This is a genomic window from Cytobacillus spongiae (assembly GCF_021390075.1).
Window position 1 is genome coordinate 330086 of record NZ_CP089998.1, and the last position, 24265, is coordinate 354350.

The 24265-nt window shown below is 42.5% G+C and carries 26 protein-coding genes; 20 read left to right on the top strand and 6 right to left on the bottom strand.

The features are described 5' to 3' along the window. Positions 1–34: 34 nt before the first annotated feature. Together LS684_RS22155 and LS684_RS22160 are read right to left on the bottom strand one after the other, a co-directional pair. On the bottom strand, positions 35–427 hold the full coding sequence (locus tag LS684_RS22155; protein ID WP_169214869.1) for an SET domain-containing protein: 393 nt from the start codon (positions 425–427) through the stop codon (positions 35–37). Between the two features lie 87 nt (positions 428–514). Continuing rightward, a complete protein-coding gene (locus LS684_RS22160) occupies positions 515–1831 on the bottom strand; it encodes a D-alanyl-D-alanine carboxypeptidase family protein (protein WP_233811922.1) in 1317 nt (438 codons plus the stop codon). A 305-nt stretch (positions 1832–2136) separates the two neighbouring features. On the opposite strand from LS684_RS22160, the gene LS684_RS22165 reads away from it, so the two are divergent. After that, positions 2137–3150 carry a S66 family peptidase gene (locus LS684_RS22165; RefSeq protein ID WP_233811923.1) on the top strand — a complete coding sequence of 338 codons (1014 nt, stop codon included), beginning with the start codon at positions 2137–2139 and terminating at the stop codon, positions 3148–3150. Positions 3151–3247: 97 nt separating this feature from the next. Here the strand turns inward: LS684_RS22165 and LS684_RS22170 are convergent, their stop codons facing one another. Then, the gene (locus tag LS684_RS22170) at positions 3248–3637 is read right to left on the bottom strand and encodes a hypothetical protein (protein ID WP_225003203.1); all 390 of its coding nucleotides are present in this window, start codon (positions 3635–3637) and stop codon (positions 3248–3250) included. A 329-nt stretch (positions 3638–3966) separates the two neighbouring features. Here LS684_RS22170 and LS684_RS22175 point away from each other — a divergent pair, with 329 nt between their 5' ends. After that, complete coding sequence (locus LS684_RS22175; protein WP_233811924.1) at positions 3967–4512, top strand: GNAT family N-acetyltransferase; 546 nt, start codon at positions 3967–3969, stop codon at positions 4510–4512. Beyond that, on the top strand, positions 4506–5525 hold the full coding sequence (locus tag LS684_RS22180; RefSeq protein ID WP_432418851.1) for a serine hydrolase domain-containing protein: 1020 nt from the start codon (positions 4506–4508) through the stop codon (positions 5523–5525). The genes LS684_RS22175 and LS684_RS22180 overlap by 7 nt, the downstream gene beginning before the upstream one ends. A gap of 180 nt (positions 5526–5705) precedes the next feature. On the opposite strand, the gene LS684_RS22185 is transcribed toward LS684_RS22180, so the two are convergent. Beyond that, positions 5706–6209: a GNAT family N-acetyltransferase gene (locus tag LS684_RS22185; RefSeq protein ID WP_233811926.1), complete on the bottom strand. Its 504-nt coding sequence runs from the start codon at positions 6207–6209 to the stop codon at positions 5706–5708. A 112-nt stretch (positions 6210–6321) separates the two neighbouring features. Here LS684_RS22185 and LS684_RS22190 point away from each other — a divergent pair, with 112 nt between their 5' ends. The 4 genes from LS684_RS22190 to LS684_RS22205 all read left to right on the top strand — a co-directional run bounded on the left by LS684_RS22190 (position 6322) and on the right by LS684_RS22205 (position 8950). Continuing rightward, on the top strand, positions 6322–6759 hold the full coding sequence (locus LS684_RS22190; RefSeq protein ID WP_169214874.1) for an HIT family protein: 438 nt from the start codon (positions 6322–6324) through the stop codon (positions 6757–6759). Positions 6760–6764: 5 nt separating this feature from the next. Next, on the top strand, positions 6765–8006 hold the full coding sequence (locus LS684_RS22195; RefSeq protein ID WP_233811927.1) for an aminopeptidase: 1242 nt from the start codon (positions 6765–6767) through the stop codon (positions 8004–8006). 79 nt (positions 8007–8085) lie between these two features. Next, positions 8086–8478 carry a VOC family protein gene (locus LS684_RS22200; RefSeq protein WP_169214876.1) on the top strand — a complete coding sequence of 131 codons (393 nt, stop codon included), beginning with the start codon at positions 8086–8088 and terminating at the stop codon, positions 8476–8478. 70 nt (positions 8479–8548) lie between these two features. After that, positions 8549–8950, top strand: coding sequence for an NUDIX domain-containing protein (locus LS684_RS22205; protein ID WP_267930466.1), 402 nt, complete (start codon positions 8549–8551; stop codon positions 8948–8950). Positions 8951–9026: 76 nt separating this feature from the next. On the opposite strand, the gene LS684_RS22210 is transcribed toward LS684_RS22205, so the two are convergent. Continuing rightward, complete coding sequence (locus LS684_RS22210; RefSeq protein WP_267930467.1) at positions 9027–10103, bottom strand: NADH:flavin oxidoreductase; 1077 nt, start codon at positions 10101–10103, stop codon at positions 9027–9029. 160 nt (positions 10104–10263) lie between these two features. On the opposite strand from LS684_RS22210, the gene LS684_RS22215 reads away from it, so the two are divergent. The 7 genes from LS684_RS22215 to LS684_RS22245 all read left to right on the top strand — a co-directional run bounded on the left by LS684_RS22215 (position 10264) and on the right by LS684_RS22245 (position 17401). After that, a complete protein-coding gene (locus tag LS684_RS22215) occupies positions 10264–10824 on the top strand; it encodes a glycerol-3-phosphate responsive antiterminator (RefSeq protein ID WP_169214879.1) in 561 nt (186 codons plus the stop codon). 168 nt (positions 10825–10992) lie between these two features. Then, a complete protein-coding gene (locus tag LS684_RS22220) occupies positions 10993–11823 on the top strand; it encodes an MIP/aquaporin family protein (protein ID WP_169214880.1) in 831 nt (276 codons plus the stop codon). Between the two features lie 17 nt (positions 11824–11840). Then, positions 11841–13331: a glycerol kinase GlpK gene (gene glpK, locus LS684_RS22225; protein ID WP_233811930.1), complete on the top strand. Its 1491-nt coding sequence runs from the start codon at positions 11841–11843 to the stop codon at positions 13329–13331. A 174-nt stretch (positions 13332–13505) separates the two neighbouring features. Further along, positions 13506–15170, top strand: a complete 1665-nt coding sequence (locus tag LS684_RS22230; protein WP_233811931.1) for a glycerol-3-phosphate dehydrogenase/oxidase — start codon at positions 13506–13508, stop codon at positions 15168–15170. Positions 15171–15530: 360 nt separating this feature from the next. Next, positions 15531–16400: an SDR family oxidoreductase gene (locus LS684_RS22235; RefSeq protein WP_233811932.1), complete on the top strand. Its 870-nt coding sequence runs from the start codon at positions 15531–15533 to the stop codon at positions 16398–16400. A 105-nt stretch (positions 16401–16505) separates the two neighbouring features. Next, on the top strand, positions 16506–16886 hold the full coding sequence (locus LS684_RS22240; RefSeq protein WP_233811933.1) for an NUDIX hydrolase: 381 nt from the start codon (positions 16506–16508) through the stop codon (positions 16884–16886). 71 nt (positions 16887–16957) lie between these two features. After that, entirely contained in the window at positions 16958–17401 is a 444-nt protein-coding gene (locus LS684_RS22245; protein ID WP_233811934.1) for a DUF4064 domain-containing protein, read from the top strand. Positions 17402–17706: 305 nt separating this feature from the next. Here the strand turns inward: LS684_RS22245 and LS684_RS22250 are convergent, their stop codons facing one another. Then, entirely contained in the window at positions 17707–17802 is a 96-nt protein-coding gene (locus LS684_RS22250; RefSeq protein ID WP_224940763.1) for a putative holin-like toxin, read from the bottom strand. A 267-nt stretch (positions 17803–18069) separates the two neighbouring features. On the opposite strand from LS684_RS22250, the gene LS684_RS22255 reads away from it, so the two are divergent. From LS684_RS22255 to LS684_RS22280, 6 genes are all read left to right on the top strand, one after another. Beyond that, on the top strand, positions 18070–19167 hold the full coding sequence (locus LS684_RS22255; protein WP_233811935.1) for a M24 family metallopeptidase: 1098 nt from the start codon (positions 18070–18072) through the stop codon (positions 19165–19167). Positions 19168–19286: 119 nt separating this feature from the next. Then, positions 19287–19724, top strand: coding sequence for a DUF6376 family protein (locus tag LS684_RS22260; RefSeq protein WP_233811936.1), 438 nt, complete (start codon positions 19287–19289; stop codon positions 19722–19724). A 249-nt stretch (positions 19725–19973) separates the two neighbouring features. Next, positions 19974–22136, top strand: a complete 2163-nt coding sequence (locus LS684_RS22265) for a DNA topoisomerase III (RefSeq protein WP_233811937.1) — start codon at positions 19974–19976, stop codon at positions 22134–22136. Between the two features lie 242 nt (positions 22137–22378). Beyond that, positions 22379–23035: a type 1 glutamine amidotransferase domain-containing protein gene (locus LS684_RS22270; RefSeq protein ID WP_349293144.1), complete on the top strand. Its 657-nt coding sequence runs from the start codon at positions 22379–22381 to the stop codon at positions 23033–23035. 138 nt (positions 23036–23173) lie between these two features. Then, complete coding sequence (locus LS684_RS22275; RefSeq protein ID WP_233811938.1) at positions 23174–23554, top strand: CidA/LrgA family protein; 381 nt, start codon at positions 23174–23176, stop codon at positions 23552–23554. Then, on the top strand, positions 23538–24224 hold the full coding sequence (locus tag LS684_RS22280; protein WP_233811939.1) for an LrgB family protein: 687 nt from the start codon (positions 23538–23540) through the stop codon (positions 24222–24224). The genes LS684_RS22275 and LS684_RS22280 overlap by 17 nt, the downstream gene beginning before the upstream one ends. Positions 24225–24265: the final 41 nt, after the last annotated feature.

A 24265-nucleotide genomic window follows, 5' to 3' on the forward strand; every position in this document is an offset into this window, starting at 1 on the left:
TTAAAAGGGACCTCCAAAAGGAAGTCCCTTTACATTATTCATCTTCGTTCTTATCTTTATTAAACCAAAGCGGGTCATCGTTATCCACTTCGCCATTGTAATTAATCAGCAATTCTTCTCCTGCTTGAATGTCTTTATAGGCATAAAAGTCGAAGGTATGGTTATCAAAATTAATTTCGTAAATGGTATTAGGTGAGTACGAATGGTTAAACAACATTCCATACCCTAATAGTAGTGCTGTATGATTGATCCCGTATTCAAATACATAATCCGCAAGGAAAGTTTTTTCAATATGTTCATGTTCCTCATTGGGATAGGGGATGACTGGCGCTTCATGAACCAGCTCTCCTTTGGCTATATCTCTTTTTGCAAAAACACCGCGATTAAGATCACCGTCACTCAGAGATGATATTTTCACTTCGATCATTATGCCACCTTCTTTCTAAATCCTTTAACTTAGTAAGCTTGACACGAACAGGATAGAAAAGCAACACTAAATCGCTCCTGGTAAAAGTTAATTAAACAAATTTCCCAAAAAACCTTGAATGCTACGTGCACTTCGTACCAGCCAGCTCGCCTTCTCCACTGATTCAACGGCGATGATATCCACTTTATAAGTAGGTTTTAGGTTATTAAAAATATACTCACTCTTTTCAGGCATTTCAACGATCATTTCTCCAATTTTTTCACCTTTTTCAATTGGAGCTTGAAGAGTACCATCCTCGTTAAGCTTAGCTTCATCTAATTTGACAGAAGCCTTTACCTTATCTTTCTCTTCTTTTGCCACTCGGATAGAGATAGGCTTTTGGATTTTGATGCCTACCGATTGTTTCACACCGTCTGGAACGTCTACCACTTGTTCCTTTTCTTTTAGAATTTCTTCTAGTTGATATTCAACCGTCTCAAATTCGTCAAATCCATAATCAAGAAGTTCTGTTGTTTGTATAAACCGTTCGGCACTGCTGGGCTGACCATACTCATCCTTGGCATCTAAAATGACAGAAATATATCGGACTCCATCACGTTCTGCCGTCCCGGTAAAAGTGGAACCTGCAAAGGGAGTGGTACCTGTCTTCAATCCATCCGCACCTTCATAATCATACGATTTTCCTTTTAACAGACCGTTTGTGTTCTTCATTAAAAGTTCTTCATCTGTACCAGGCCTGAAAACTTTGGATGGGAGTCCCGATGTTTCCAATACCTCCGGATAATCACGGATGAGGTAAAAGGCCAGAGTGGCTATATCTTCAGCCGATACCATATTTTCATCATTCACGTCAGTACCTTCCGGAAACATCCCGAGCATATCGTAATTACTCAAGCCTGAGGAATTAACAAATTGATAATGCTCAAAGCCCAATTCTTTCGCTTTTGCATTCATCTGTTTAACGAATTCACCTTCTGAACCCGCCACCACTTCGGATAATGCAATCGCTGCGCCATTTCCGGATTTAATGACCATGGCATCATACAACTCTCTGACCGAATACTCCCTGCCTGCTTGTAACGGAACATTACTCAATCCGGGGGCGTTCGCCAATTGATACACTTTTTCACTGACTTTATAGGTTTGATCCCACTTTATTCTTCCTTCATGTATGGCTTCAAGGACAAGGTATTCTGTCATCATTTTCGTCATACTGGCAATGCCGAGTAACTCGTCCTCATGCTCTTTATATACAATCTTCCCTGTATCTGCTTCCACTAAAATCGCAGCATCTGCATTGATATCCAGGTTTGTTTTTCCTTCTGCCGTCTGCTGAAAAGGAACCATGACCATAAAGGAAATCATCAAAACCGACAAGCTCTGTTTTATCGCACTCTCATTCAAATTAAAGACCTCCAGAAAACCAATATCACACAACAAATCATTCTACCATACAAGCACTAAAACCATCCACTTCCCTATAACCTTTTCAAATCGTTCATAACATTGTAAATAATTGTTTAGCAAAAAAATAGATCTCTTCAATAGAGGGACGGACCTTTAATCGCTGGAAAAATGAAAAACTGACCAATTCATCCTCATTGAAGGTCCGTCCCTCTTCCGCTCTCCATCACCAAATTGGAAAATAATTCTTGTAATGAATCTTTTAATCTGTTAAAATCACGTAAACCGTTAGGAGGAGAAAGACGATGATTACATATCCACAGCTTGTGAAAGGCGCAACCATAGGAGTTACTGCTCCATCATCCGGGGTTCCCGATGAACTTCATGATATCCTTAACCAGTCAATCAAAAAGATGGAAGATAAAGGCTATGCCGTTCAAAGCGGAAACACGGCCTGGACCCAGCACAAAGCCAAATCGTCCACAGCCGAAAAGCGAGCAGCAGAACTGAATCAGATGCTGCAGGATGAAGAAATTTCCCTGATCATCCCTCCATGGGGAGGACAGCTGCTGATTGAAATCCTAAACCTCATTGACTATGAAAAAGTCAAGACGAAATGGGTGCTTGGATATTCCGATACAAGTGTACTACTGATGGCTCTCACTTTAAAGACGGGCATAGCAACTGCCCATGGTACCAATCTCATCGACTTAAGAGGGAAATACACCGACTCGACGACAGTTCAATGGGAAACCGTTCTCTCATCAGGAGAGGGATCATCAGTGACCCAGTACTCATCTGAACACTACCAAAAGGAATGGAATCACGAGGTGCCTTCACCATACGTTTTTCATTTAACCGAGCCAACCGTGTGGAAAACGATGGGGGATCAAGATGTAAAAGTGAAAGGACGAATACTGGGCGGGTGTATTGATGTAATCCGACACCTAATTGGCACTCCTTTTGGAAATATTAAAGAGTTCAGGGAAAAGCATATTAAAGGTGAAAAGATCCTCTGGTATTTTGAAAACTGTGAACTAACGACAGCCGATCTGCGCCGTACACTGGTGCAAATGAATTTCGCCGGATGGTTCGAACATTCATCTGGAATCCTCTTTGGAAGAAGTGATGCCAACACGCCAGTCGGTGATTATACAGTCGAAGATGTTTACGAGGACCTTTCAACGGAACTTGGCATTCCTATCGTGTATGATATTGACTGCGGCCATCAGCCTCCTCAAATTACGTTAATCAATGGAGCGTTCGGAGAGGTAGTAGTATCCAATGGAATAGGGAAAGTCACGCAAACATTTAGTTAAAACTCAAAAAAACGTCCTTCTGAGTACCGACCCCCGAAAGTTAGAGTGAAAAACTAACTTTTGGGGGTAAGCACCCTGAAGGGACGTTTTTTTCTAATCACTCTGAATCTCCATATCGTTTCTCATTTAACAACCAAATAATCAATCCCCAAAGCCATCCACCTGTGACACAGATAACAATGATGAGAATGAGATGATCCTTCAAAACTCCGTATAAAATGATCGTAAAAATGAAGCCTGCAAAACACCCTCCATAAAGAACCGAAAAGAACCATTTTTCTCTGACGCGAACCGCTATCCACCATTTTCGGTATGGTCCGTTTGGATCTCTGCTATTGATGAAGAACACACAGGCATTCAAAAAAAAGATAAGACTGATTATCAGGTACATGTATGATTCCGGGTCTAACCAAAACACCAGGAAGTTTATGACTGAAGTGAAGGTGAACATCAGAAAGATCACCTTATTCTGCTTTAATTTATCCATTTACTAGCCCCCGATCACTTGTATTATATCAGATCATGTTCGACAGGGACCAACAAATTCCAACTCTTAAAAGGAATTTCCCTTCAGTTTCTAGAAGATTAGTAATGCCATCATTTATGGAAGGGAGTAAAGAATTGAGAGTGAAGGAAAGTATCAAAATGATAAGAGAACAGGTTTACAGATAGATACATAGGGTTCGGAAGATAGACGGGCATGGTCCCATCACTTTAAAAAAGCAGTATCAGATTTCGTAATGATAAAAGGCGATTATGCCTGTCATAAAACCTGTAAAGAGAGTTCATGAATAGAATAGATAAAGGGGAAATGAGATGTTTACATATATGTTGAACGAAAACCTGGAATTGAGATTACTAGAATTACAGGATGCAGAACGAATTCATGATTTAATCGACCAGTCCAGGAACCATTTGCGGGAGTGGCTGCCATGGGTGGATCATTCAACAACCGTTGAAGATACAATCGCCTTCATCAAGGGGACACGAACAGGCTTTGCAAACAATACAAGCTTGACGGCAGGGATCGTCTATAACGATGAACTGGCCGGTGTCGCCGGTTTCAATGAAATGAACTGGTCAAACAAACTCGCTGTCATGGGATATTGGCTGGGTGAAGGATTTCAAGGGAATGGCATCATGACCAAGGTGTCAAAGGGACTGACGGATTACGCATTTTCCTATTTAAAAATGAATAAGGTCGAAATAACTGCTGCAGAATTCAACTATCGGAGCAGGGCGATTCCTGAAAGGCTTGGTTTCACCATGGAAGGAAAGATCAGACAAAGGGAATGGGTCAACGGTCAGTTTGTTGATCATATTGTCTACGGAATCCTCAGAGACGAGTGGAAGAAATCTTGAATCAGGCATGGACAGACCGGTTTGATGGCCTGATTTCTTGGGTTGAAGACATCAAACAAAAAAATGGAAGCTCGGCTGCAGGCCTGTATATACTAAAAGATTCCCAGGTGGTTCTGGAGCATTATAGCGGAAATCACTCTCACGAGAAAGATGCCCCGCCAACCACCGCACGATCACAATTCAATGTAGCTTCGGCACGCAAAAGCTATTTAGGGCTTGCTGTCGCTTATGCATTGCACGACAAATGTATCTCGGGGATGGATGACCCGATCTTACGATATTTCCCAGAGTATGATCGACCACTTTACGAAGGCACCACCATCCGACATCTTGTCACCCATTCCCATGGCCTCGCTTCCAATATGGACGGAGTCATCTTCAGGGAATTTAAGGCTGGTACCAACTGGGCTTATCGTAACGTGGGAGTGGACATCTTGATAAGCTTAATTCATCGACTGTATGGGAAAGGGTTCCCGCAACTTTTGGACGAAAGGGTGTTCACTCCAATGGGTTTCAGTGAAACAGGCTGGAGGACAGAATCAAACGAACACCTGGTTCCCATTATTGATCGTAAGGATGAACCTCCTCTTTCCGGTCTGGAAAAGAATTCGGACGGGAGTGAAAAAAATCTTTTTGTTTCTGCAAGAGAATTCGCCCGCTGGGGGCAGCTCCATCTTCAGCATGGGAAGATGGGGGAAAGACAAATCGTTCCTCCAGAGGTGATTAAGTTGGCCACTTCCATTCAACATTCACCCTACACGGATCCCAGCCTTCCTGCTAATGGAATGTTCTGGTACATTCAAGATATCCCTAGGGACAAAAGTGAATTGGGGGAAATAGTCCCAGCCGGATCTTATCAAATCTTAGGTGATACAGGTCCTACGATTCTTGTGATACCTGCATATAAAGTTGTGGTGGCAAAAATGTATAATAAGCGCTACAACTACGGGGGAGAGCATTACCTGAAGTATTTAAGGGAGTTCAGTAACCAAGTGTGTGATTTGTTTAGCTGAGTTTTGATTAGAAAAATCTGCTGATAGTTTAATCGTATCTCAAGAGGCAGGGACTGGGAGAAATGAATTTCAATGAAGGATCATGTAGAAAATGATTTTTATTCTTTAACAGGTCTCAGGGAATGAAAAAAGTAAAAGGGAAATCTCTTTAGGAAACGTACCTTTTACTTTTACATCTCGTTATAAAAATAAGACCATTAAATCCTCATCGAAATATTCATTTTTATATTTCAATGCCCGTTTCTCAGTACCGTATGGTTTAAATCCGCAGGAGAGGTAAAGTCCTTTAGCTGTTTCATTGGTAGAGACAACGGTCAGCATGACTTGTTCGATTCCTTCCACCGCTTTAGCATGTGAAATGCAGGCTTCAATCAGCCTCCTGGCATATCCGTTCCCTCTATAGACTGGGGAAACATACATGGCAAAAATGGACGCTTTATGTCTCATTTTCAGGGCACTTTCACGTACGAGGGTGGCTGTACCCACCAGTTTCTCCCCAACAAAGCAGCCGAATGTGTGGCTGTCCTTCTGGATCAGTCTCCCTGCGGTCACTTCAATTGGATTCGGGCGCGTGAGAGCTTCTTCATAGCTGCTCCCGAAGCTTGAAGGACTTTGCTTCAGCATTTCCAGGCGAAGCTCCCAATACGCTTCGGCATGATTTTCATTGAGTAGTTGGATTTCCATATTTTTCTGACCTTCTTTCCTATACATGATATGATGAGAGGAGTCCTTATTTCAGCTACTCAAACCATTTTCGACATCAAGAGTCAAATCCCTTTAAATTGGAGGAATAGGAATGGAAAATTGTCTCGGCTGCCGCCTGGCAAATAAACAAGAAAGAACATTTATGATATATGAAAATGATCACGTTGCCTGCTTTTTGGATCATGTCCCCCATCATCCCGGTCATACCCTGATCCTGCCCAAGCAACATAAAATAGAACTGACAGAGTTAAATAAGGATGAGAGTCTCTTCATCATGGAGGCTTCAAAGCTAGTTGCAAGAACCATTCAGGCATTATATGGTCCAAACGGTATAACCATATGCCAAAATGGCGGCATTTATAACGAGCTGACTCATTATCATATGCATGTGATCCCCCGTAATGAAGAACCGGATCGGTTCGGAGACTTATTCTACGGAAATGCGGAAATAGGAACCCACAACGAATCAATTGAAGAAACCCATATCAAGATGAAGACAACTATCAATAGATTACTGGAAGAGGAGTAACCAAAATGACCATACATAGCAATCCTGAAGAAAGATTAAAGCGATACGCAGAACTCGCCATCAAGGTGGGGGTGAATGTTCAACCCGGTCAGCCCCTTTGGATTTCAGCCCCATTGGGCACAGAAACATTTGTGCGTATCGTTGTGAAAGAAGCCTATCTTGCCGGTGCAAAAAATGTGCATGTACAGTGGTATGACGAGGAAATCCTCCGAACACATTATGAATTGGCACCGGAGGAAACCTTTTATGAATACCCAAGCTGGCTCGCTGCCGCTCATGAATGGGTGGTTGACCATAAAGGAGCATTTCTGCAAATAGAAGCAAATGATCCGGACCTTTTGAAAGGCATCGATTCGGATCGAATTCTTAACTTTGAAAAAGCAAGTGGAGATGCACTGGATCGCTTCTATGAAGCAATCGAAAAGGATCAAATCAGCTGGTCGATCGTCGCCATCCCCTCCCAGAAATGGGCAGATAAGGTATTTCCCGAATTACCAGAGAAAGAAAGAATCCCGAGCCTATGGAACCGGATATTCACATCCGTCCGTCTCGACCAAGAGGATCCCGTCATGGCATGGAAAACACATATCGAAACCTTAACCAACAAAGCATCCGACCTCAATAGCTTAAAACTCAAAAGTCTCCACTATGAGTCAGAAGGGACGGACCTTACTGTAGAACTCCACGAAGATCACCTGTGGCTGACAGGGGCAAGCATCACCCCACAAGGGACGCACTTCATCGCCAATATGCCTACAGAAGAGGTTTACACCGTACCAATCAAGTCTGGAGTGAATGGTACGGTCAAAAGCACCAAACCACTGGCCTACAACGGCAATGTAATCGACGATTTCACCCTTACCTTCGTAGATGGGGAAATCATTAAGGTGACAGCAAGGGAAGGGGAAGAAATTCTGAAGAAACTAATATTGACTGATGAAGGTGCAGCGTACCTTGGCGAGGTGGCACTTGTTCCGCATCGATCACCAATCTCTGATTCAGGCGTATTATTCTTCAACACTCTATTTGATGAGAACGCATCGAATCATTTAGCAATCGGTTCCTCTTATCCAACTTGTATGAAAGACGGCAACATCCTGTCTGATGAAGAGCGGGAGGAAATGGGACTGAATGAAAGTGTGGTTCATGAAGATTTCATGATAGGATCAGCTCAGATGAATATCGACGGTGTGTGCCGTGATGGCAAGAGAGTCCCCATCTTCCGAAATGGAAACTGGGCATTCTGAAGATAGAATGGCTGCATCCAACTCATTCCACGAGTTCTCACCAATGTAACACTTCTTTAATAATGAAAGGAGACGACAGATGATCTATGAAATGACTGTTCAGCTAAGGGTTCCTGACATAAAAAAGGGACAAGAATGGTATGAAACTCTTTTACATCGACCACCTGATTTTATCCCTCATGAAGGGTTTGCAGAATGGGAGCTTGTTCCCGGATGTTGGCTGCAGGTAGCAGAAGGCAGTCCTTCGGTCCATTCAGGTCCCATCCGTTTAGGGGTAGAAGATATCTGTAAAGAAAGAGAAAGGCTGACATCCCTATTAGGGACGGAACACTTTGAGATCCATGCAAGAGAAGAGGTCCCTGTGAAATGGGGAACTTTTCGGGATCCATGGGGAAATGGAATCGGCTTGTTTCAATATCATGATAAATCTGAAATGATGAGACGTATCGATATGCTTAGAAATGAGGTATGATCCAAGAAGGGAAGGTTCTTATGGAAAGCCCACTGGCAAAAACGGAAGCGGAAGAAAATTTCTTGATTTCATGCCTATACCTGAAGAGGAAATATGGGATCACAACCCGATTGCCGGCTCTTTTTCGGTTATCATGGTAGGAGAAAAGGTACTTATGTGCTATAACGTTTTTCGTCAACAATGGGAACTTCCTGCCGGAAAAAGAGAAGGAAACGAAACTACCCGTGAATGTGCTCTAAGGGAGTTATTTGAAGAAACGGGGCAGCATTTGCAATATCTTCATTTCAAGGGTTTAATGAAGGTCAAAAAAGCTTCTGGTGCTGTTCAATATAACCCTGTCTATACAGCCTCCCTAAAAGAACTGCAGCCATTCATCCCTAATCCGGAGACCAATGAGATCATCTTATGGGATCAAAAAATGGATATTGGCACGATGGATGCTGTGGATGTGAAATTATTACTGTACCTTTAGATCCCTGGTTTTCTGAACAGTATGCGAACAATAAGCCCCCCTTCCTTTTCTGGAAGGGGGGCTTATAAGAGCATAATTATTCCTCGATGTTCATCTGAAGCTCATATTCTTTTACGTACGCCTGCGGCAGTAAAATTTTCTCGAAATCAAACTCTTTTAAGTCGATTCCTTTATCAACCTTATTTGGAAGGTCGGGGTTCGCTAGTGCACTGGTTCCCAGGCTGATGAATTCCGCATGTTGTTTTTGTAGGAGACCCTCCGCTTTGGAGGGGTCACCCAATTGCCCGTTGGCAATTACCGGAAGCCTGCTATAAAACGTCGCCGCTTCAGCAAGTGTCATTCCACCTTCACCGAATGAAGATACGGCACCATCGCCGTCGGTCGTATGGATATAATCAAGTTCTGTTTTCCCCAATGAAGTGAAGATCACCTCAGCCGCATTTTGTCCTTCCGGCCATTTGTAGCCTTGATCGGCGACTTTACCTTGGGAAACGCGTATTCCTATCACAAAGTCGTCTCCAACGGCACTCCGTACCTCGTGAATGACTTCGATCATAAGGCGCAGCCTATTGTCTAACGCCCCACCGTATTCATCATCGCGTTCATTTAAATAATCAGTCAGAAACTGATCAAGTAAATATCCGTTTGCTCCGTGTATTTCGACACCTTCAAAACCTGCTTCCTTGGCATTCACTGCACTTTCTACGAAGGATTTTTTAACCGCTTCTATTTCCTCACCTGTCATTGCTTCTGGAATAGGAAAGTCCCCAGACCCACCGTAAAACCCAAGTTGTTCCCCTCTAGGCGCAATAGCCGAAGGAGCCTTGGTGGTATCTTGATATGGATTTCCCTGGCTTTGCCCTCCTGCATGCATCAGTTGGGCAATCATCAAAGCACCGTGATTGTGAGCAGTCTGAACAATTTTCCTCCATGCGTCTGTTTGCTCCTGATCGACAATGCCGGGTTGGTTAAAGTATCCCTGGCTGTATCGTTTATCAGTATAGATACCTTCTGTGATGATGACGCCAAATCCGCCTTTTGCGAACCGTTCATAATAGTTTTCCATGATTTCATTGGGGATTCCGTTCTCTTCTGCACTCACACGGGTCATGGGTGCCACGATATACCGATTCTTTGTCAGGCCTGCACCCAGGTGAAAATCGAATCTTACGACTGTATAATGTGCTTACTCCCACTAGATGTAATAATGTGGTAAAATCATGAAGGACATATTTATAAAAAGTATATACGCTTCTATGGTATAATTCTTCCTCGTGAAAAAAAATATACTAAAATTAAGAGGGGGTAACGAAATGACATTTGCGGGTCAAAAGATTTTGCCTGCCATTCGCTCCATGAAGGACTTTGATAAAATGCTTGAAACCTCTTTTGAGTACGGGGTTTTTCTCGATCTTCACGTGGGGATGCTGAAAAGTGTTTTCGAATATGCTAAGAAACAGAACCGGAAAATGTTTTTACATCTAGATTTAATTCATGGATTATCCAGTGATGAATACGCCACTGAATATATCTGTCAGGAAATCAAGCCCTACGGGATCATATCAACAAAGGGAAATGTGATAAAAAAAGCCAGACAAAAAGGGGTATATGCCACACAAAGGATGTTTGTGATCGATTCCAGCGCAATGAAAAGAAGTATTGAACTTATACATAAGACTGAACCCGATTTCATTGAAGTGCTGCCGGGAGTGGTTCCAAAAATCATTAAAGAAATAAGAGAAAAAACCGGTAAACCCATTTTTGCAGGTGGACTCATTGATACGGTGGAGGAAGTGGATGCTGCCCTGCAGGCAGGGGCTACGGCCATCACAACCTCAGATCGGGCATTATGGAAACACTTTGATAGTAAATAATTTTTTATAGATAAATCTTGACAACGTTTTCATAACAAGCTAATCTTATAGACAAGTTAATACTTTGTGAAAGAGATTAAGAGACTCACGTGAAGTGCCCTTATTAATTGGGCATATTCCGTGAGTCTTTTTATTTTTTTCCATAACGAATGAAGAGAGGGAACAAATATGACTGCATTTTTAGGAGAAATTGTAGGAACAGCATTATTGATCATTTTTGGAGCAGGGGTGTGTGCCAATGTGAATCTTAAGAAATCCTTTGCTTACAACTCTGGATGGATTGTCATTACATTCGGTTGGGGCCTGGGTGTCGCCATGAGTGTATATGCCGTGGGTCAGTTCAGCGGTGCCCATTTGAATCCTGCCGTAACGCTGGGACTCGCCTTCAATGGAGATTTCCCGTGGAGTGATGTTCCACAGTACATCGTCGCCCAAATGCTCGGAGCGATGATTGGGGCATGTATCACATTTTTACACTTCTTACCTCACTGGCATGCCACACAAGATCCGGGTGTGAAGTTAGGAGTATTTGCTACAGGACCTGCGATCCCACACTATTTTTCAAATCTGTTAAGTGAAATCATTGGAACTTTTGTGTTAGTGGTAGGAATATTGTCTATAGGAGCGAATACATTTACAGATGGATTAAATCCTTTTATCGTTGGATTCCTGATCATCGCAATAGGGATATCACTTGGAGGTACAACTGGGTACGCAATCAATCCTGCCCGTGATTTAGGGCCCCGGATTGCCCATTTCCTTCTGCCGATCCCTGGGAAAGGCACATCAAATTGGGGGTATTCGTGGATTCCGGTGGTCGGACCTGTTTTAGGCGGATCATTTGGAGGCGTATTTTATAAAGCGATTTTCCTAGGACAATTCACTGCAAATTTTTGGATCGTCCTGGTTGTCACACTAGTGGTTCTTGGTGTCGCTTATGCAAGCGACAGAAAGATCAGCTTAGCCAAAAAAGTGCATCGACTATCAACAGATAATTAATTTTTGGAGGGATAAAAATGGAGAAATACATTCTATCATTGGATCAAGGAACAACAAGCTCAAGAGCGATACTATTTAATCGAAGCGGGGAAGCGGTACACACCTCACAAAAAGAATTCACTCAGCATTTTCCAAAACCAGGTTGGGTTGAGCATAACGCCAATGAAATATGGGGATCTGTTTTAGCGGTTATTGCAGGTGTCTTATCTGAATCGAGTGTGAAACCGGACCAGATAGAAGGAATCGGGATTACAAATCAACGGGAAACGACAGTGGTATGGGATAAAGAAACGGGAGAACCTGTATACAATGCGATTGTCTGGCAGTCCCGACAAACCGCAGCTATTTGTGAAGAATTAAAATCACAAGGATATAATGATACGTTCCGTGATAAAACCGGTTTATTGATTGATGCGTACTTCTCAGGAACAAAGGTGAAATGGATCCTTGATCATGTGGATGGTGCAAGGGAAAAAGCAGAGGCCGGTCAGCTTCTTTTCGGAACGATTGACACATGGCTGATTTGGAAAATGTCCGGAGGAAAAGCTCATGTAACGGACTATTCCAATGCATCCCGCACTCTTATGTATAATATTTATGATTTAAAATGGGATCAAGAATTACTTGAAATTTTAGGGGTACCTGAAAGTATGCTTCCAGATGTCCGTCCCTCATCAGAAGTGTTTGCCAAGACGGTTCCTTATCATTTCTTCGGGAAAGAAATACCGATTGCAGGTGCAGCAGGCGATCAGCAGGCTGCCATGTTCGGGCAGGCGTGCTATGAGGAAGGTATGGCAAAGAATACGTATGGAACCGGGTGCTTCATGCTTATGAACACAGGTGAAAGAGCCGTTAAATCTGAAAACGGTTTATTGACTACACTGGCATGGGGAATTGACGGGAAAGTCGAATATGCACTGGAAGGGAGCATATTCGTAGCCGGATCTGCCATACAGTGGCTGAGAGACGGCCTCCGTATGCTGAAGAATGCCAAGGACAGCCAAGGGTATGCAGAAAAGGTTGACTCAACAGAAGGTGTTTATGTCGTTCCTGCCTTTGTAGGGTTGGGAACACCTTATTGGGATAGTGACGTTCGCGGTGCGGTATTCGGTTTAACAAGAGGAACATCCAAGGAGCATTTCGTTAGAGCTACCCTGGAATCCCTCGCTTACCAAACGAGAGATGTACTGACAGCAATGGAAGCGGACTCTGGAATTTCACTTAAGAAACTGAGGGTCGACGGTGGTGCTGTCAACAACGATTTCTTGATGCAATTCCAAAGTGATATCCTGTCAGTCCCGGTTGAGCGACCTGTTGTAAGTGAAACAACCGCACTGGGTGCTGCTTATTTAGCAGGTTTAGCCGTTGGTTTCTGGAAAGACAGGGATGAAATTTCGAAGCAGTGGAATAAAGACAGGGAATTTGAACCTCACATGACCGCTGAAACTCAGGAAGAATTGTACAGCGGATGGAAAAAAGCCGTTAAAGCGGCTATGGCTTTTAAATAAAATGAATGTATGATATACTTTTTACAAGTTAATAAATTCGGTTAGAGACCACGAGAGACCAGACCTGCATTATGGAACCATTGACCATAATGTTCGTTTCGGTCTCTTTTTTTATGGTTAAACAAAAAACAGTGAGTGTAAAGACTACTTATCATGATTTAGGAGGATACAATTATGCCATTTTCGAGTACTTCAAGAACAGAAGTAAAACAAACATTAGCTTCTACTGACTTTGATCTAATTGTTATTGGAGGGGGAATTACAGGAGCAGGGATTGCCCTCGATGCCTCAAAACGGGGGATGAAAGTTGCATTGGTCGAAATGCAGGATTTCGCAGCTGGTACTTCGAGCCGATCTACGAAACTCGTTCATGGAGGTTTACGGTATTTAAAGCAATTTGAAGTGAAGATGGTCGCTGAAGTCGGAAAAGAACGTGAAATCGTTTATGAAAACGGACCTCATGTCACCACTCCGGAATGGATGCTGCTTCCTCTTCATAAAGGAGGTACATTCGGTAAATTCAGCACTTCCATCGGATTAAAGGTATACGACTACCTTGCCGGCGTAAAGAGAAGTGAAAGGAGATCCATGCTTTCTGTTTCAGAAACACTAAACAAGGAACCTCTCATAAAAAAAGACGGTCTGAAAGGCGGAGGCTACTACGTTGAATACCGCACAGATGATGCCCGATTAACGATCGAAGTCATGAAGGAAGCCGTTGCTCATGGCGCCACCATCATAAATTATATGAAATCCCAGAGATTTAGCTATGAAAATAAGAAAGCTACAGGGATAGAAGCAGAAGACTTGATGACGGGGGAGACCATTGAAATCCGCGGATCTAAAATCGTCAACGCCGCTGGTCCATGGGTGGATGATGTCAGGGGGAAAGATTATAGTACAAATGACAAACAGCTTCGTTTAACGAAAGGAGCTCATATTGTCATTGATCAAAGCAAGTTCCCCCTTCAACAGGCGGTTTATTTCGATACACCGGATGGACGAATGGTATTCGCAATCCCAAGGGATGGTAAAGCATACGTAGGCACAACAGATACCTTTTTCGACCAGGAAAAATCATCTCCCCATATGACTTCTGAAGACAGAGACTATATTTTGAACGCGATTCATTATATGTTCCCTGATGTATCTCTAAACAAAGAGGACGTGGAATCGAGCTGGGCAGGAGTCCGTCCATTGATTTTTGAAAAAGGCAAAGATCCTTCAGAAATTTCCCGGAAGGATGAAATCTGGGAAGGGGAAAGCGGCCTCATCACCATCGCCGGTGGTAAATTGACAGGTTACCGTAAAATGGCAGAGACCGTGGTCGACCTTGTATCAAAACGGTTAAAAGAAGAAAATAAAAAGAAGTTTCCCTCTTCTTCAACGAAACATATGCCGATCTCAGGGGGCCATGTCGGAGGCTCAAGAAAATTCCAATCGTATGTGGAGCAAAAGGCAGCAGAAGCGCTTCAATATGGGTTGTCAGAAGCAGAAGGAAGAAGGCTTGCCGGCATGTACGGTTCCAATGTGGATCAGATTTTCAAACTCGCTCATGCTTATAGCGGTACATCTGGTGAAAGGTCCGTCCCAGCCTATTTATATGCTCAACTCATATACTCGATTCAGGAGGAAATGGCCGCGACTCCCGTTGATTTCTTCATGAGACGTACAGGCGCATTATTCTTCGATCGTGAGTGGGTAGAGAAATGGAAGGAGCCAGTAATCATGATCATGTCAAAGCTTTTGAACTGGACTCAGGAGCAGGAACAACAGTATCGAGCTGATTTAAATCATGAGCTGGAGAGTGCTGTAGTGCCGGTAGATTTGCAGTCATAAGGTAGAAACGGCAGGTGTTTCCTGCCGTTTTTCATTGGTTTTGGTATCAAAAAAGATATGAATGAACGATACCTGTTCAATGATAGACTATGCCTATAATTATAGAAATATATGAATTTACGCTGAAATCGACCATAGCTTACTCTTCATTTCCGGAGAGACACTGTCACAACTTCCAAGAGAAGTTGATACCAAAAGTGAGATGCAGTAGATTTGACATAGAAATTGACTCGACTTCCTCGTTAAAAGGGTGGCTTCAATGGGATGAAGCCACCTTTTTTTGTTTAGTTTGATTTACGCTCTTTGGACAATACCCATTTTTGCTATAATAAGTGAGAGAAAAATACAGGGGGAGTTGGAATGAATCACAAGATAGCCGTAGTGACAGGATCAAATAGCGGATTCGGTTTTCTCTCTACACTGGAACTTGCCCAATTAGGATATACAGTTATCGCCACCATGAGAGATCCTGATAAAGGAAATGCATTGATACAACAAGCTGAGAAAAGGAAGGTGAAGGATTTAGTTCAAATCCTCCCACTGGATGTAACTTCTGAAGCATCCGTCAAAGCTTTTGCGAATTACCTTAAACAAATCGGCAGAGTGGACCTGCTCCTGAACAATGCTGGATATGCTTCTGGTGGATTCTCAGAGGAAGTGACCATCAATGAGTACAGAAACCAATTTGAAACGAATGTATTTGGTGTAATGAGAATCACTCAATGTGTCCTCCCTTATATGAGAAAGCAAGGGAATGGCAAAATCATCAATTTGAGCAGCATTAGCGGAAAATTCGGGTTTCCGGGTCTGAGCCCTTATGTCTCCTCTAAACATGCCCTTGAAGGATACAGTGAAAGTCTGCGATTGGAACTTAAACCCTTTGGCATTACCGTTCATTTAATTGAACCGGGCTCTTATCGAACGAATATCTGGGATACAGGAAAGAAAATCACCCCCCGTTCCCTGGAAAAAAACTCTCCCTATTATGCGTACATGAAGGCCATCAACAACGAAATCGAAGCTGGTGCGGAATCCCTTGGTGATCCCATGGAGATCGCTGCAGTTGTCCGTGAAATAGCTCTTAATAGGAAGAATTCATTCAGAATACCTGTCGGAAAAGGAGTACGGCTTACCTTGCTGATGAAAGCCGTACTCCCATGGACGTTGATTGAAAAGCTCATACTCAAAAAGCTCGGGATTAACTTTGATCAAGGTGAGGGACGGACCTGAAAAAGCGATTATTAAAGTTAGAATTTTACGAATTCTTTTCTGTTGAAGGAGAATTTTGTCAAAAAAGCGAATATCCAAGAGAGGTTGCCATATAGGGGGGATGACATGTATAGTTGGAAGGGTGCTTCGGCCCTTTGTATGCATGAAGGGCGTTTATTAATGGTTTTACAAGGGAATGCACAAGAAGAGAAACGATGGTCTGTTCCTTCTGGAGGACTGGAAGAAGATGAGTCCTTTCAGGAATGTTGTAAACGTGAAGTGTGGGAAGAAACAGGCTACCTGATCAATGTGGGAAAGCATGTGTATACAAAATGGGGAAATGAAGGGGAAATTTCTACAATCGTTCATTATTATGAAGCGGATCTTATCGGGGGAGAAGCGATCCTGCAGGACCCCGACCAATTAATACATAAGATAGACTGGATTTCTCTCCATGATATTCAGAACCTCCACCTTGCATTCCCCGAAGATCATTCCATCCTGTAAAGCTATATGAAGAGAAAGTCAATCAACCCATAGGACAGCATGTTTAGAAAATTATAAAAGGAGAGAGTAGTATGGTGAAACGTACAGGAGAAGTAGTAATGGGAGTTATTGGGATTATTTTATCCGCGTTATTTTCAATCATCGGTATCTTAATGAACATGGGAATGAGCAATCCTGAAATCATGTCACAGATGGAAGAAGGGATGGCAAGTGATCCTAACCTTCAAGCTGAAGGAATGACCCCGGGAGATATGGCATCTGTCATGTCAGTTGCGGAATCAATGGGTTCTTATCTCGTCATTTTGGGCATTATCGCTTCCATTCTTGGAATCATTGCTGTGGTTTCCATTGTGAAAAATAAAAAGCCTGTATTAGCCGGAGTCATGTTTATCATCGCAGCTCTTGTTATAGGGCTTGGAACCATCGGGTTTGGTTTTGTTCCAGGACTTCTGTTCCTCATCGCAGGAATCATGGCGTTTGTTCGCAAACCAAAGAAAACAGATCCTGTTTATTAAACCAATAAAAAAACAGCTTAGAGAAATTTTTCTCGAAAGCTGTTTTTTTATTCATATCCCACTCTGTCAACAAATAGAGTTAGATGATCACATTGTTTTGTACTGACTGGAGAAAATTCATTGTAAGCGAGTTGCGTTTAAAACAAAATTATATTATCTTAATAGTAGAACACCATAAAAAACAAGAGACACTGGCGGCAACCAATGTCTCTTGCTACACAGCAAACTGCAAGGAAAGCAGTGGCCCAATAGAGAAAGGAATATAACTCTACCCTTCAAAGTTTAGGCGCTTCATGAGGGTGGGGTTATTTCTTTTTATCATTCGAAATAACTATGGCAATGATCGAGACAATTAAAGAGCCAAAGGTAATCATTAGCGTCAATGCCTCATACGTTGTCACTATAAGCACCACCTCCTTCTATAAGGAAGTGGCCACTCCCACCCTACATTCACTGTATGGTTTAAATTATAGCACAAACTAATCCATTACTTTATAGGCAAGAGGTAGGATAAGCTATCACCTTGCCCGCGCAGCCACCCCTTTTCCATCCACAATAACCCCACTTAAAATACGAATATTTCAATCTCTCTGCTAAATGTGTTAGCATATATATGCCCATACGAAACACTTACATACCATCACAGTAATCAAGGAGGACAATAAAAAATGAATCAGCGGATAGAAATGTTAAAAAACTGGTTAAAAGAAGCGAAAATCGACGCGGCTTTTATAAACTCAACGGAAAATGTTTTTTACTTAACAAACTTCCACACCGATCCACATGAACGGTTAATGGGATTATTCGTCTTTCAGGAAGAAGAACCATTTATTGTTGTACCAGGCATGGAAGCACGCCAAGTAAAGGATGCTGGCTGGGGCAACGAAGTGATAGGGTATTCAGATCATGAAGATCCATGGCATTTCATTAAACAATCCATTCACAAACGTAACGTGAAAGGGAGCAAGGTTGCTTTTGAGAACGAAGTGCTAACCTATGGCCGGAGTCAGGCATTTTTAGACCTGTTTGACTCTCCTGCCATCGTCAATGTTGAAGATAAGTTAAATGAGATGAGGGTGGTAAAGGACGAGAAAGAAATCGAAATCATGCGTCGCGCTGCAAAAATGGCAGATTTCGGAGTGGAAGTAGGGGTCAGTGCCCTTGAGGAAGGAATCACAGAGATGGAAGTCCTTGCCAAGATTGAGTATGAGTTAAAGAAGCAAGGAATTCGTGAAATGTCGTTTTCTACTATGGTTTTATTCGGTGAAAAGTCCGGAGACCCACACGGCAATCCAGGAGATCGGAGGCTAAAGGCAGGTGACTTCGTATTGTTTGATCTTGGTGTTGTCCTAGAAGGCTATACGTCTGATATCACCCGCACTTTCGCCTATAAATCTGTTTCAGACAAGCAAAAAGAGATTTACAATACGGTTCTAAAGGCAGAACTCGCATCCCTAGAGGCAAGTAAGCCCGGCAATCGCATTGGTGATCTGGATCAAATCGCCAGGGATATCATTTCAGATGCAGGATATGGGGACTATTTTCCTCACCGCATTGGCCATGGCCTAGGAATCAACGTCCATGAGTTCCCTTCCATGAGCCATTTGAATGATGGGATTATAAAAACCGGTATGACCTATACGATTGAGCCTGGGATATACGTCCCGGAAATAGGTGGAGTAAGAATTGAAGACGACGTCCTTATCACCGAAGATGGATACGAGACACTGACAAAATTCCCTAAAGACCTGCAAATTATAGAATAAGAATCACCGTGAAGGCTGACTGAGATTGTCAGCCTTCTTTTTTTATAAGATGAAACTTATTCAGATTTCGTTCGTATGTAATAGATGGAATGGAATATGGTACAGGAGGATTGATAACAGTGAAGAATATCATAATCGCATTCAGCTTTTTAATGCTGACAGGCTGCGGGATACTTGAAGAAGCTAACAACAGCTTAACCTATGTAGAGGAAATGACGGAATACCTTAATGAAGCAGAACAATTTACAAATGACTTCCAAGGACTAGTTGAAGATGCAGCAGCAGATCCTTCCGCAATAGACACCCTGGAATCAAGATTAAAGGAAATGAAAACAGAAATTCAAGAGATCAATGATTTGACCCCTCCTCAATTGGCAGATAACCTTCACCAACAAGTTTTGGAGTATAACGGGCGGGCACTAGAAGGTATTGATCGTGCCTTGGTCGAAATAGATAAAGGCGAAGGACAGATTTCAGAACTGAAAGACCTTGAAATCGTGAACACTTTCAATCAACTACAAGATTTAAAAAGCAACTTAGAGAGTTTAAAACAATAAGTCAAGGGAGGACAGTTTAGAAATTATACTGTCCTTCCTTCATTCCTAAATAGATGACCCCACAGTCCCCCTTTGCAAGAGAATGTCAAATCAACACAACAACTAAATCCTTCCCAATCTTTTCTATAAATTTAACCAGCCCAACATATGACAGATAGTAAACAATATTGACTGTTCTCCATATGTAGAACAAGAGTTCTAAAAAACGTGATATAATGGAGGAATCATTTACGTGAACAGGAGAATGTTATGAAAGTTATTATTGCGGAAAAACCCGATCAAGGTGCAACCCTCGCTAAACCGTTTCCCCACCGGAAACGCCAAGGGTATATTGAGATACACTCCAATGATGTATTTCCAAAAGGGGCGTTTATCACATGGGCAGTCGGCCATCTCTTCCAACTGCAAGCTCCCGAAAAATATGAGGGAAAATGGAAGAAGTGGGCACTAGAGGACCTTCCCATCATTCCGACCCGCTTTCAATATGAACTGCAAAAGACAAAAGCAAAGCAGTTCACTGTCATCAAAGAGCTCCTTAAGAAAAGGGAAGTAACCGAGATCATCCATGCAGGGGATGCAGGACGGGAAGGTGAGTTAATTATCCGAAACATCATTTCCATGTCCAGGGTACAAAAACCGATGAAAAGATTGTGGATATCATCCCTGACTGAGAAGGCCATCATAAATGGGTTTAATGCCTTAAGAGAGGAATCGGAAATGAGAAGCCTCTATTATGAAGCCTATTCCCGTGCTTGTGCTGACTGGCTTGTTGGGATGAATGCATCAAGGGTGTATAGCATTCTTCTAAAACAGCAAGGCATGTCAGATGTATTTTCAGCAGGAAGGGTACAAACCCCGACCCTCGCATTGATTGTGAAAAGAGAGGAGGAGATCGAGAAATTTAAGAGCGAACCTTTTTGGGAAGTGAAGGCCAGTTTTCATATGGACCATCATGTATATGAAGGGATTTGGCAAAAGGAAGGCGAATCAAGGATACCTTCCAGGGAGCTAGCCGAAAAGATCGCTGCTTTTTGTCAAAATAAACCTGCTACAGTCGTTACAATGAAGACAGAAAGAAAAGAATATGCCCCTCCTTTACTGTTCAACTTGTCTGCCCTACAAGCGACCATCAACAAAATGTATAAGTTTTCTCCTAAGAAAACGCTTGATGTTCTGCAGAAACTGTATCAGAAAGGGATCGTATCTTACCCAAGATCAGACTCTCAATATGTAACGAAAGGCGAAGCGGAGACCTTTCCTGAGATCTTGTCCAAGCTAAAAGAATATCCTCCTTACAATAACTGGATCCCTGTACCAAATAGTTTATTGAACAATAAGAGGTTTGTGAATGAAGCCAAAGTATCGGACCACTATGCAATCATTCCTACTGAACAGGTAACAGATCCCCGAACTCTTTCCGGGGATGAACAGAAGATCTATGACGTGGTCGTGAAACGATTTATCGCTGCACATCATGACAAAGCCATCATGGACTATACGACCATCACTACGATGGTGGACGAAAGGGCTGAGTTTGTTTCGAAAGGCAAACAAGTCATTCAGGAAGGCTGGAGACATGTTCTGTTCGGGAACGAAAAAGATAAAGACGATGAACCAATCCTCCCCCCTGTAAAGGAAAAGGACAAAGGATCGGTAAAGAGAGTGGACATAAAGGAGGGCAAAACCCAGCCGCCCAAACGATTCACAGAAGGGCAACTGATCACATTAATGAAATCAGCTGGGAAATACATGGAGAATGACGAATTAGAAAAAGTGTTGCAGCAAACGGAAGGTCTTGGAACCGAAGCAACCCGAGCGGGAATCATCACCATGCTTAAAGACCGACAATACATTGATATCCAAAAGAACATCGTATACCCGACTGACAAGGCGAAGGTACTAATCCGGGCCATAGGGGAAAATGTGTTAGCTTCAGCTGAAATGACAGCTAAGTGGGAGCAACGGCTACAGGAAATAGGCAAAGGCAAAGCTTCCGCTCCCGAGTTCATGGAACAAGTGAAGAAATTAAGCGATCGTCTTGTTCAAAATGCCCTTCAAGAATCTGCGTCCTGGGAGTTTGGGGACCTTGATACTGCTTCCATTCAGAGAAAAAACCAAAAAGGAAAAAGAACAAATAAATCCAGTTTGGGTACATGTTTGAAATGCGGTGGTAAAGTCATAGATAAAGGAAAGTTCTATGGATGTTCGAATTACCAAAAGTCCAAGTGCAGTTTTACAATCTCAAAAGTCATCCTTTCAAAAAGAATCACCCAAAAAATCGTTAAAAAAGTGCTGGCTGATGGGAAGTCAGAACGAATCGACGGCTTTGTGAAAGGGGAAAAAGAGTTCTCTGCATACTTGAGCTGGGACCCTGACCAAAAGAAAATCCAGTTTAAATTTGATATGAACTAAGTCGCTAATACGGCTGGTACCAAAATTACTTCCCATGAATCACCGGAAAACATGGTAGAAGTACTCAATACCCTTCAGGTCAGAATTGACCTTTCTGCTGCCTTCTATGCGACTCTCACCAGGGAGTCGTTTTTTCCATACTAAACAAAATGAAGGAGAATAATTCAATGGCAGAAGTTTAATATTATGAAAAGTGGATAAACAATGAGTAGCATCAGCTTATTAAATGGAGGGTATTTACATTGAAAAAGATTTTAATGGTACTTACTAATGAAAGCAAAATTGATGATGAACACGAAACGGGCCTTTGGCTATCCGAGTTCGCTGAACCATACGAAGAATTTACAAAGCAGGGTTACCAAGTAGATGTTGCCAGTATAAAAGGCGGGAGAATCCCTTTAGATCCAAATAGCCTTGATGATGATGAACAGGTGGAAAAATGGAAAGGAATCACAAAGGAATTGGATCAAACGATGGTCCTCTCTCAATTGAACGTGAACGAATATTCGGGGATTTTCTTGCCTGGAGGACACGGAACGATGTTTGACCTCCCTGAAAACCCTGAACTTCAAAAAGCACTGGCTCACTTTGCCGAGAATAATAAAGCTATTGGATCCGTATGCCATGGTCCTGCCGGATTTGTCGGAACCAAGTTATCGAATGGAAAATGGCTGGTTGAAGGGAAAAGCTTGACAGCATTTACAAATGAAGAAGAACAACAAACGGGTCTTGATTCATTAATGCCTTTCTTACTGGAAACGAGATTAAGAGAGCAGGGAGCACAATTTGAAAAATCGGAAGCCTGGACTGATCATGTGATTACAGATGGAAAATTTGTGACCGGTCAAAATCCACAATCCAGTCAGTCGGCAGCTGAAGCCTTCGTCAAAGTTTTATAAAAAAAGTTCATTCTATACTGAATGATCTATTAGAGCATGGGGGATACTCCTCCATGCTCTTTTTCTCTTTTACAAAACCTCTATTCTGCGACCATTTATGATAAAATCGGAAAAAGAATAAAACGAGAGGAGAATCTCATGCAGGTCATTCGACTATTGATCCAAATTGGTATTTTAAGTATTTTCTTTGAAGTTGGAAAGTGGTGTAGCAGCTTCTTTCAGCTGCCCATTCCCGGGAGTATTATCGGGATGCTTTTTTTATTTCTATTATTATTAACGGGTGTGGTGAAAGAACGGTTATTATTGGACGGTTCAGGGTTCTTTCTCAGGCACTTTTCATTCTTTTTCCTTCCCTTAGCCGTAAGTGCCATGATATTGGGGCCTTACTTTATGGAATATGGCTGGAAGCTTCTATTCATCTTAATTGTGAGTGGAGTAATAGGTTTCATTTCCACTGCATTATCAGCTGAACGATTAATAAAATGGAAGGAGAAACGGAAACATGGCCACTCTCATTAGTTCCTTTCTGGCAATAGGCGTAACGATACTATATTTTCTCCTGGGTGTGAAAATTCACCGATTATGGCCCAATCCAATCACGATACCTATCTTTGTAAGTACGATAGCAGTCATCATCACATTGGTGATCGTGGATATTCCGTATGATCGCTATGCTGATTTCACATCGGTCATTACCTATTTACTTGGTCCTGCCACTGTATCACTGGCCTACCCTCTCTATCAGCACAGGAAGTTATTCGCTCAGAATGTGCAGCCCATCCTCTTCGGTCTTTTTATGGGGAGCGGCATGTCTATGCTCATTTCGTATTATTTCAGTCTGTGGTTGGGGATACCAGCTGAATGGAATCGCTCCTTACTTATTAAAACGATTACAACCCCTGTAGCAGTGGATATAGGCAAAGTCATACATGCAAACATCGAAGTGATCCCCACCGTTGTCATCGTAACCGGTATGTTCGGCGCCATGATCGTGCCGTCCATTAATCATTGGCTGGGAGTTATCCATCCTATCTCCAAAGGACTCCCATTCGGTGTGATCGCACATGGGGTCGGAACGTCCCAGGCCATTAAAGAAGGGGAAAGGGAAGGTGCTGTAAGTGGGGCTGCCATGGCATTAACCGCCACGATCATGTCCTTTGTCATACCTTTCTTATTTCTTTTGGTTTGATGCTCTTGTGGAAGGGGGAAGCTAGAGGAGAAACCTTTCTT

Excerpts from the sequence above, each read along its gene's own strand:
- LS684_RS22155 (WP_169214869.1), bottom strand. The coding sequence starts at position 427 with ATGATCGAAGTGAAAATATCATCTCTGAGTGACGGTGATCTTAATCGC.
- LS684_RS22165 (WP_233811923.1), top strand. The coding sequence starts at position 2,137 with ATGATTACATATCCACAGCTTGTGAAAGGCGCAACCATAGGAGTTACT.
- LS684_RS22170 (WP_225003203.1), bottom strand. The coding sequence starts at position 3,637 with ATGGATAAATTAAAGCAGAATAAGGTGATCTTTCTGATGTTCACCTTC.
- LS684_RS22175 (WP_233811924.1), top strand. The coding sequence starts at position 3,967 with ATGTTTACATATATGTTGAACGAAAACCTGGAATTGAGATTACTAGAA.
- LS684_RS22185 (WP_233811926.1), bottom strand. The coding sequence starts at position 6,209 with ATGGAAATCCAACTACTCAATGAAAATCATGCCGAAGCGTATTGGGAG.
- LS684_RS22190 (WP_169214874.1), top strand. The coding sequence starts at position 6,322 with ATGGAAAATTGTCTCGGCTGCCGCCTGGCAAATAAACAAGAAAGAACA.
- LS684_RS22195 (WP_233811927.1), top strand. The coding sequence starts at position 6,765 with ATGACCATACATAGCAATCCTGAAGAAAGATTAAAGCGATACGCAGAA.
- LS684_RS22200 (WP_169214876.1), top strand. The coding sequence starts at position 8,086 with ATGATCTATGAAATGACTGTTCAGCTAAGGGTTCCTGACATAAAAAAG.
- LS684_RS22205 (WP_267930466.1), top strand. The coding sequence starts at position 8,549 with ATGCCTATACCTGAAGAGGAAATATGGGATCACAACCCGATTGCCGGC.
- LS684_RS22215 (WP_169214879.1), top strand. The coding sequence starts at position 10,264 with ATGACATTTGCGGGTCAAAAGATTTTGCCTGCCATTCGCTCCATGAAG.
- LS684_RS22220 (WP_169214880.1), top strand. The coding sequence starts at position 10,993 with ATGACTGCATTTTTAGGAGAAATTGTAGGAACAGCATTATTGATCATT.
- glpK (WP_233811930.1), top strand. The coding sequence starts at position 11,841 with ATGGAGAAATACATTCTATCATTGGATCAAGGAACAACAAGCTCAAGA.
- LS684_RS22230 (WP_233811931.1), top strand. The coding sequence starts at position 13,506 with ATGCCATTTTCGAGTACTTCAAGAACAGAAGTAAAACAAACATTAGCT.
- LS684_RS22235 (WP_233811932.1), top strand. The coding sequence starts at position 15,531 with ATGAATCACAAGATAGCCGTAGTGACAGGATCAAATAGCGGATTCGGT.
- LS684_RS22240 (WP_233811933.1), top strand. The coding sequence starts at position 16,506 with ATGTATAGTTGGAAGGGTGCTTCGGCCCTTTGTATGCATGAAGGGCGT.
- LS684_RS22245 (WP_233811934.1), top strand. The coding sequence starts at position 16,958 with ATGGTGAAACGTACAGGAGAAGTAGTAATGGGAGTTATTGGGATTATT.
- LS684_RS22255 (WP_233811935.1), top strand. The coding sequence starts at position 18,070 with ATGAATCAGCGGATAGAAATGTTAAAAAACTGGTTAAAAGAAGCGAAA.
- LS684_RS22265 (WP_233811937.1), top strand. The coding sequence starts at position 19,974 with ATGAAAGTTATTATTGCGGAAAAACCCGATCAAGGTGCAACCCTCGCT.
- LS684_RS22275 (WP_233811938.1), top strand. The coding sequence starts at position 23,174 with ATGCAGGTCATTCGACTATTGATCCAAATTGGTATTTTAAGTATTTTC.
- LS684_RS22280 (WP_233811939.1), top strand. The coding sequence starts at position 23,538 with ATGGCCACTCTCATTAGTTCCTTTCTGGCAATAGGCGTAACGATACTA.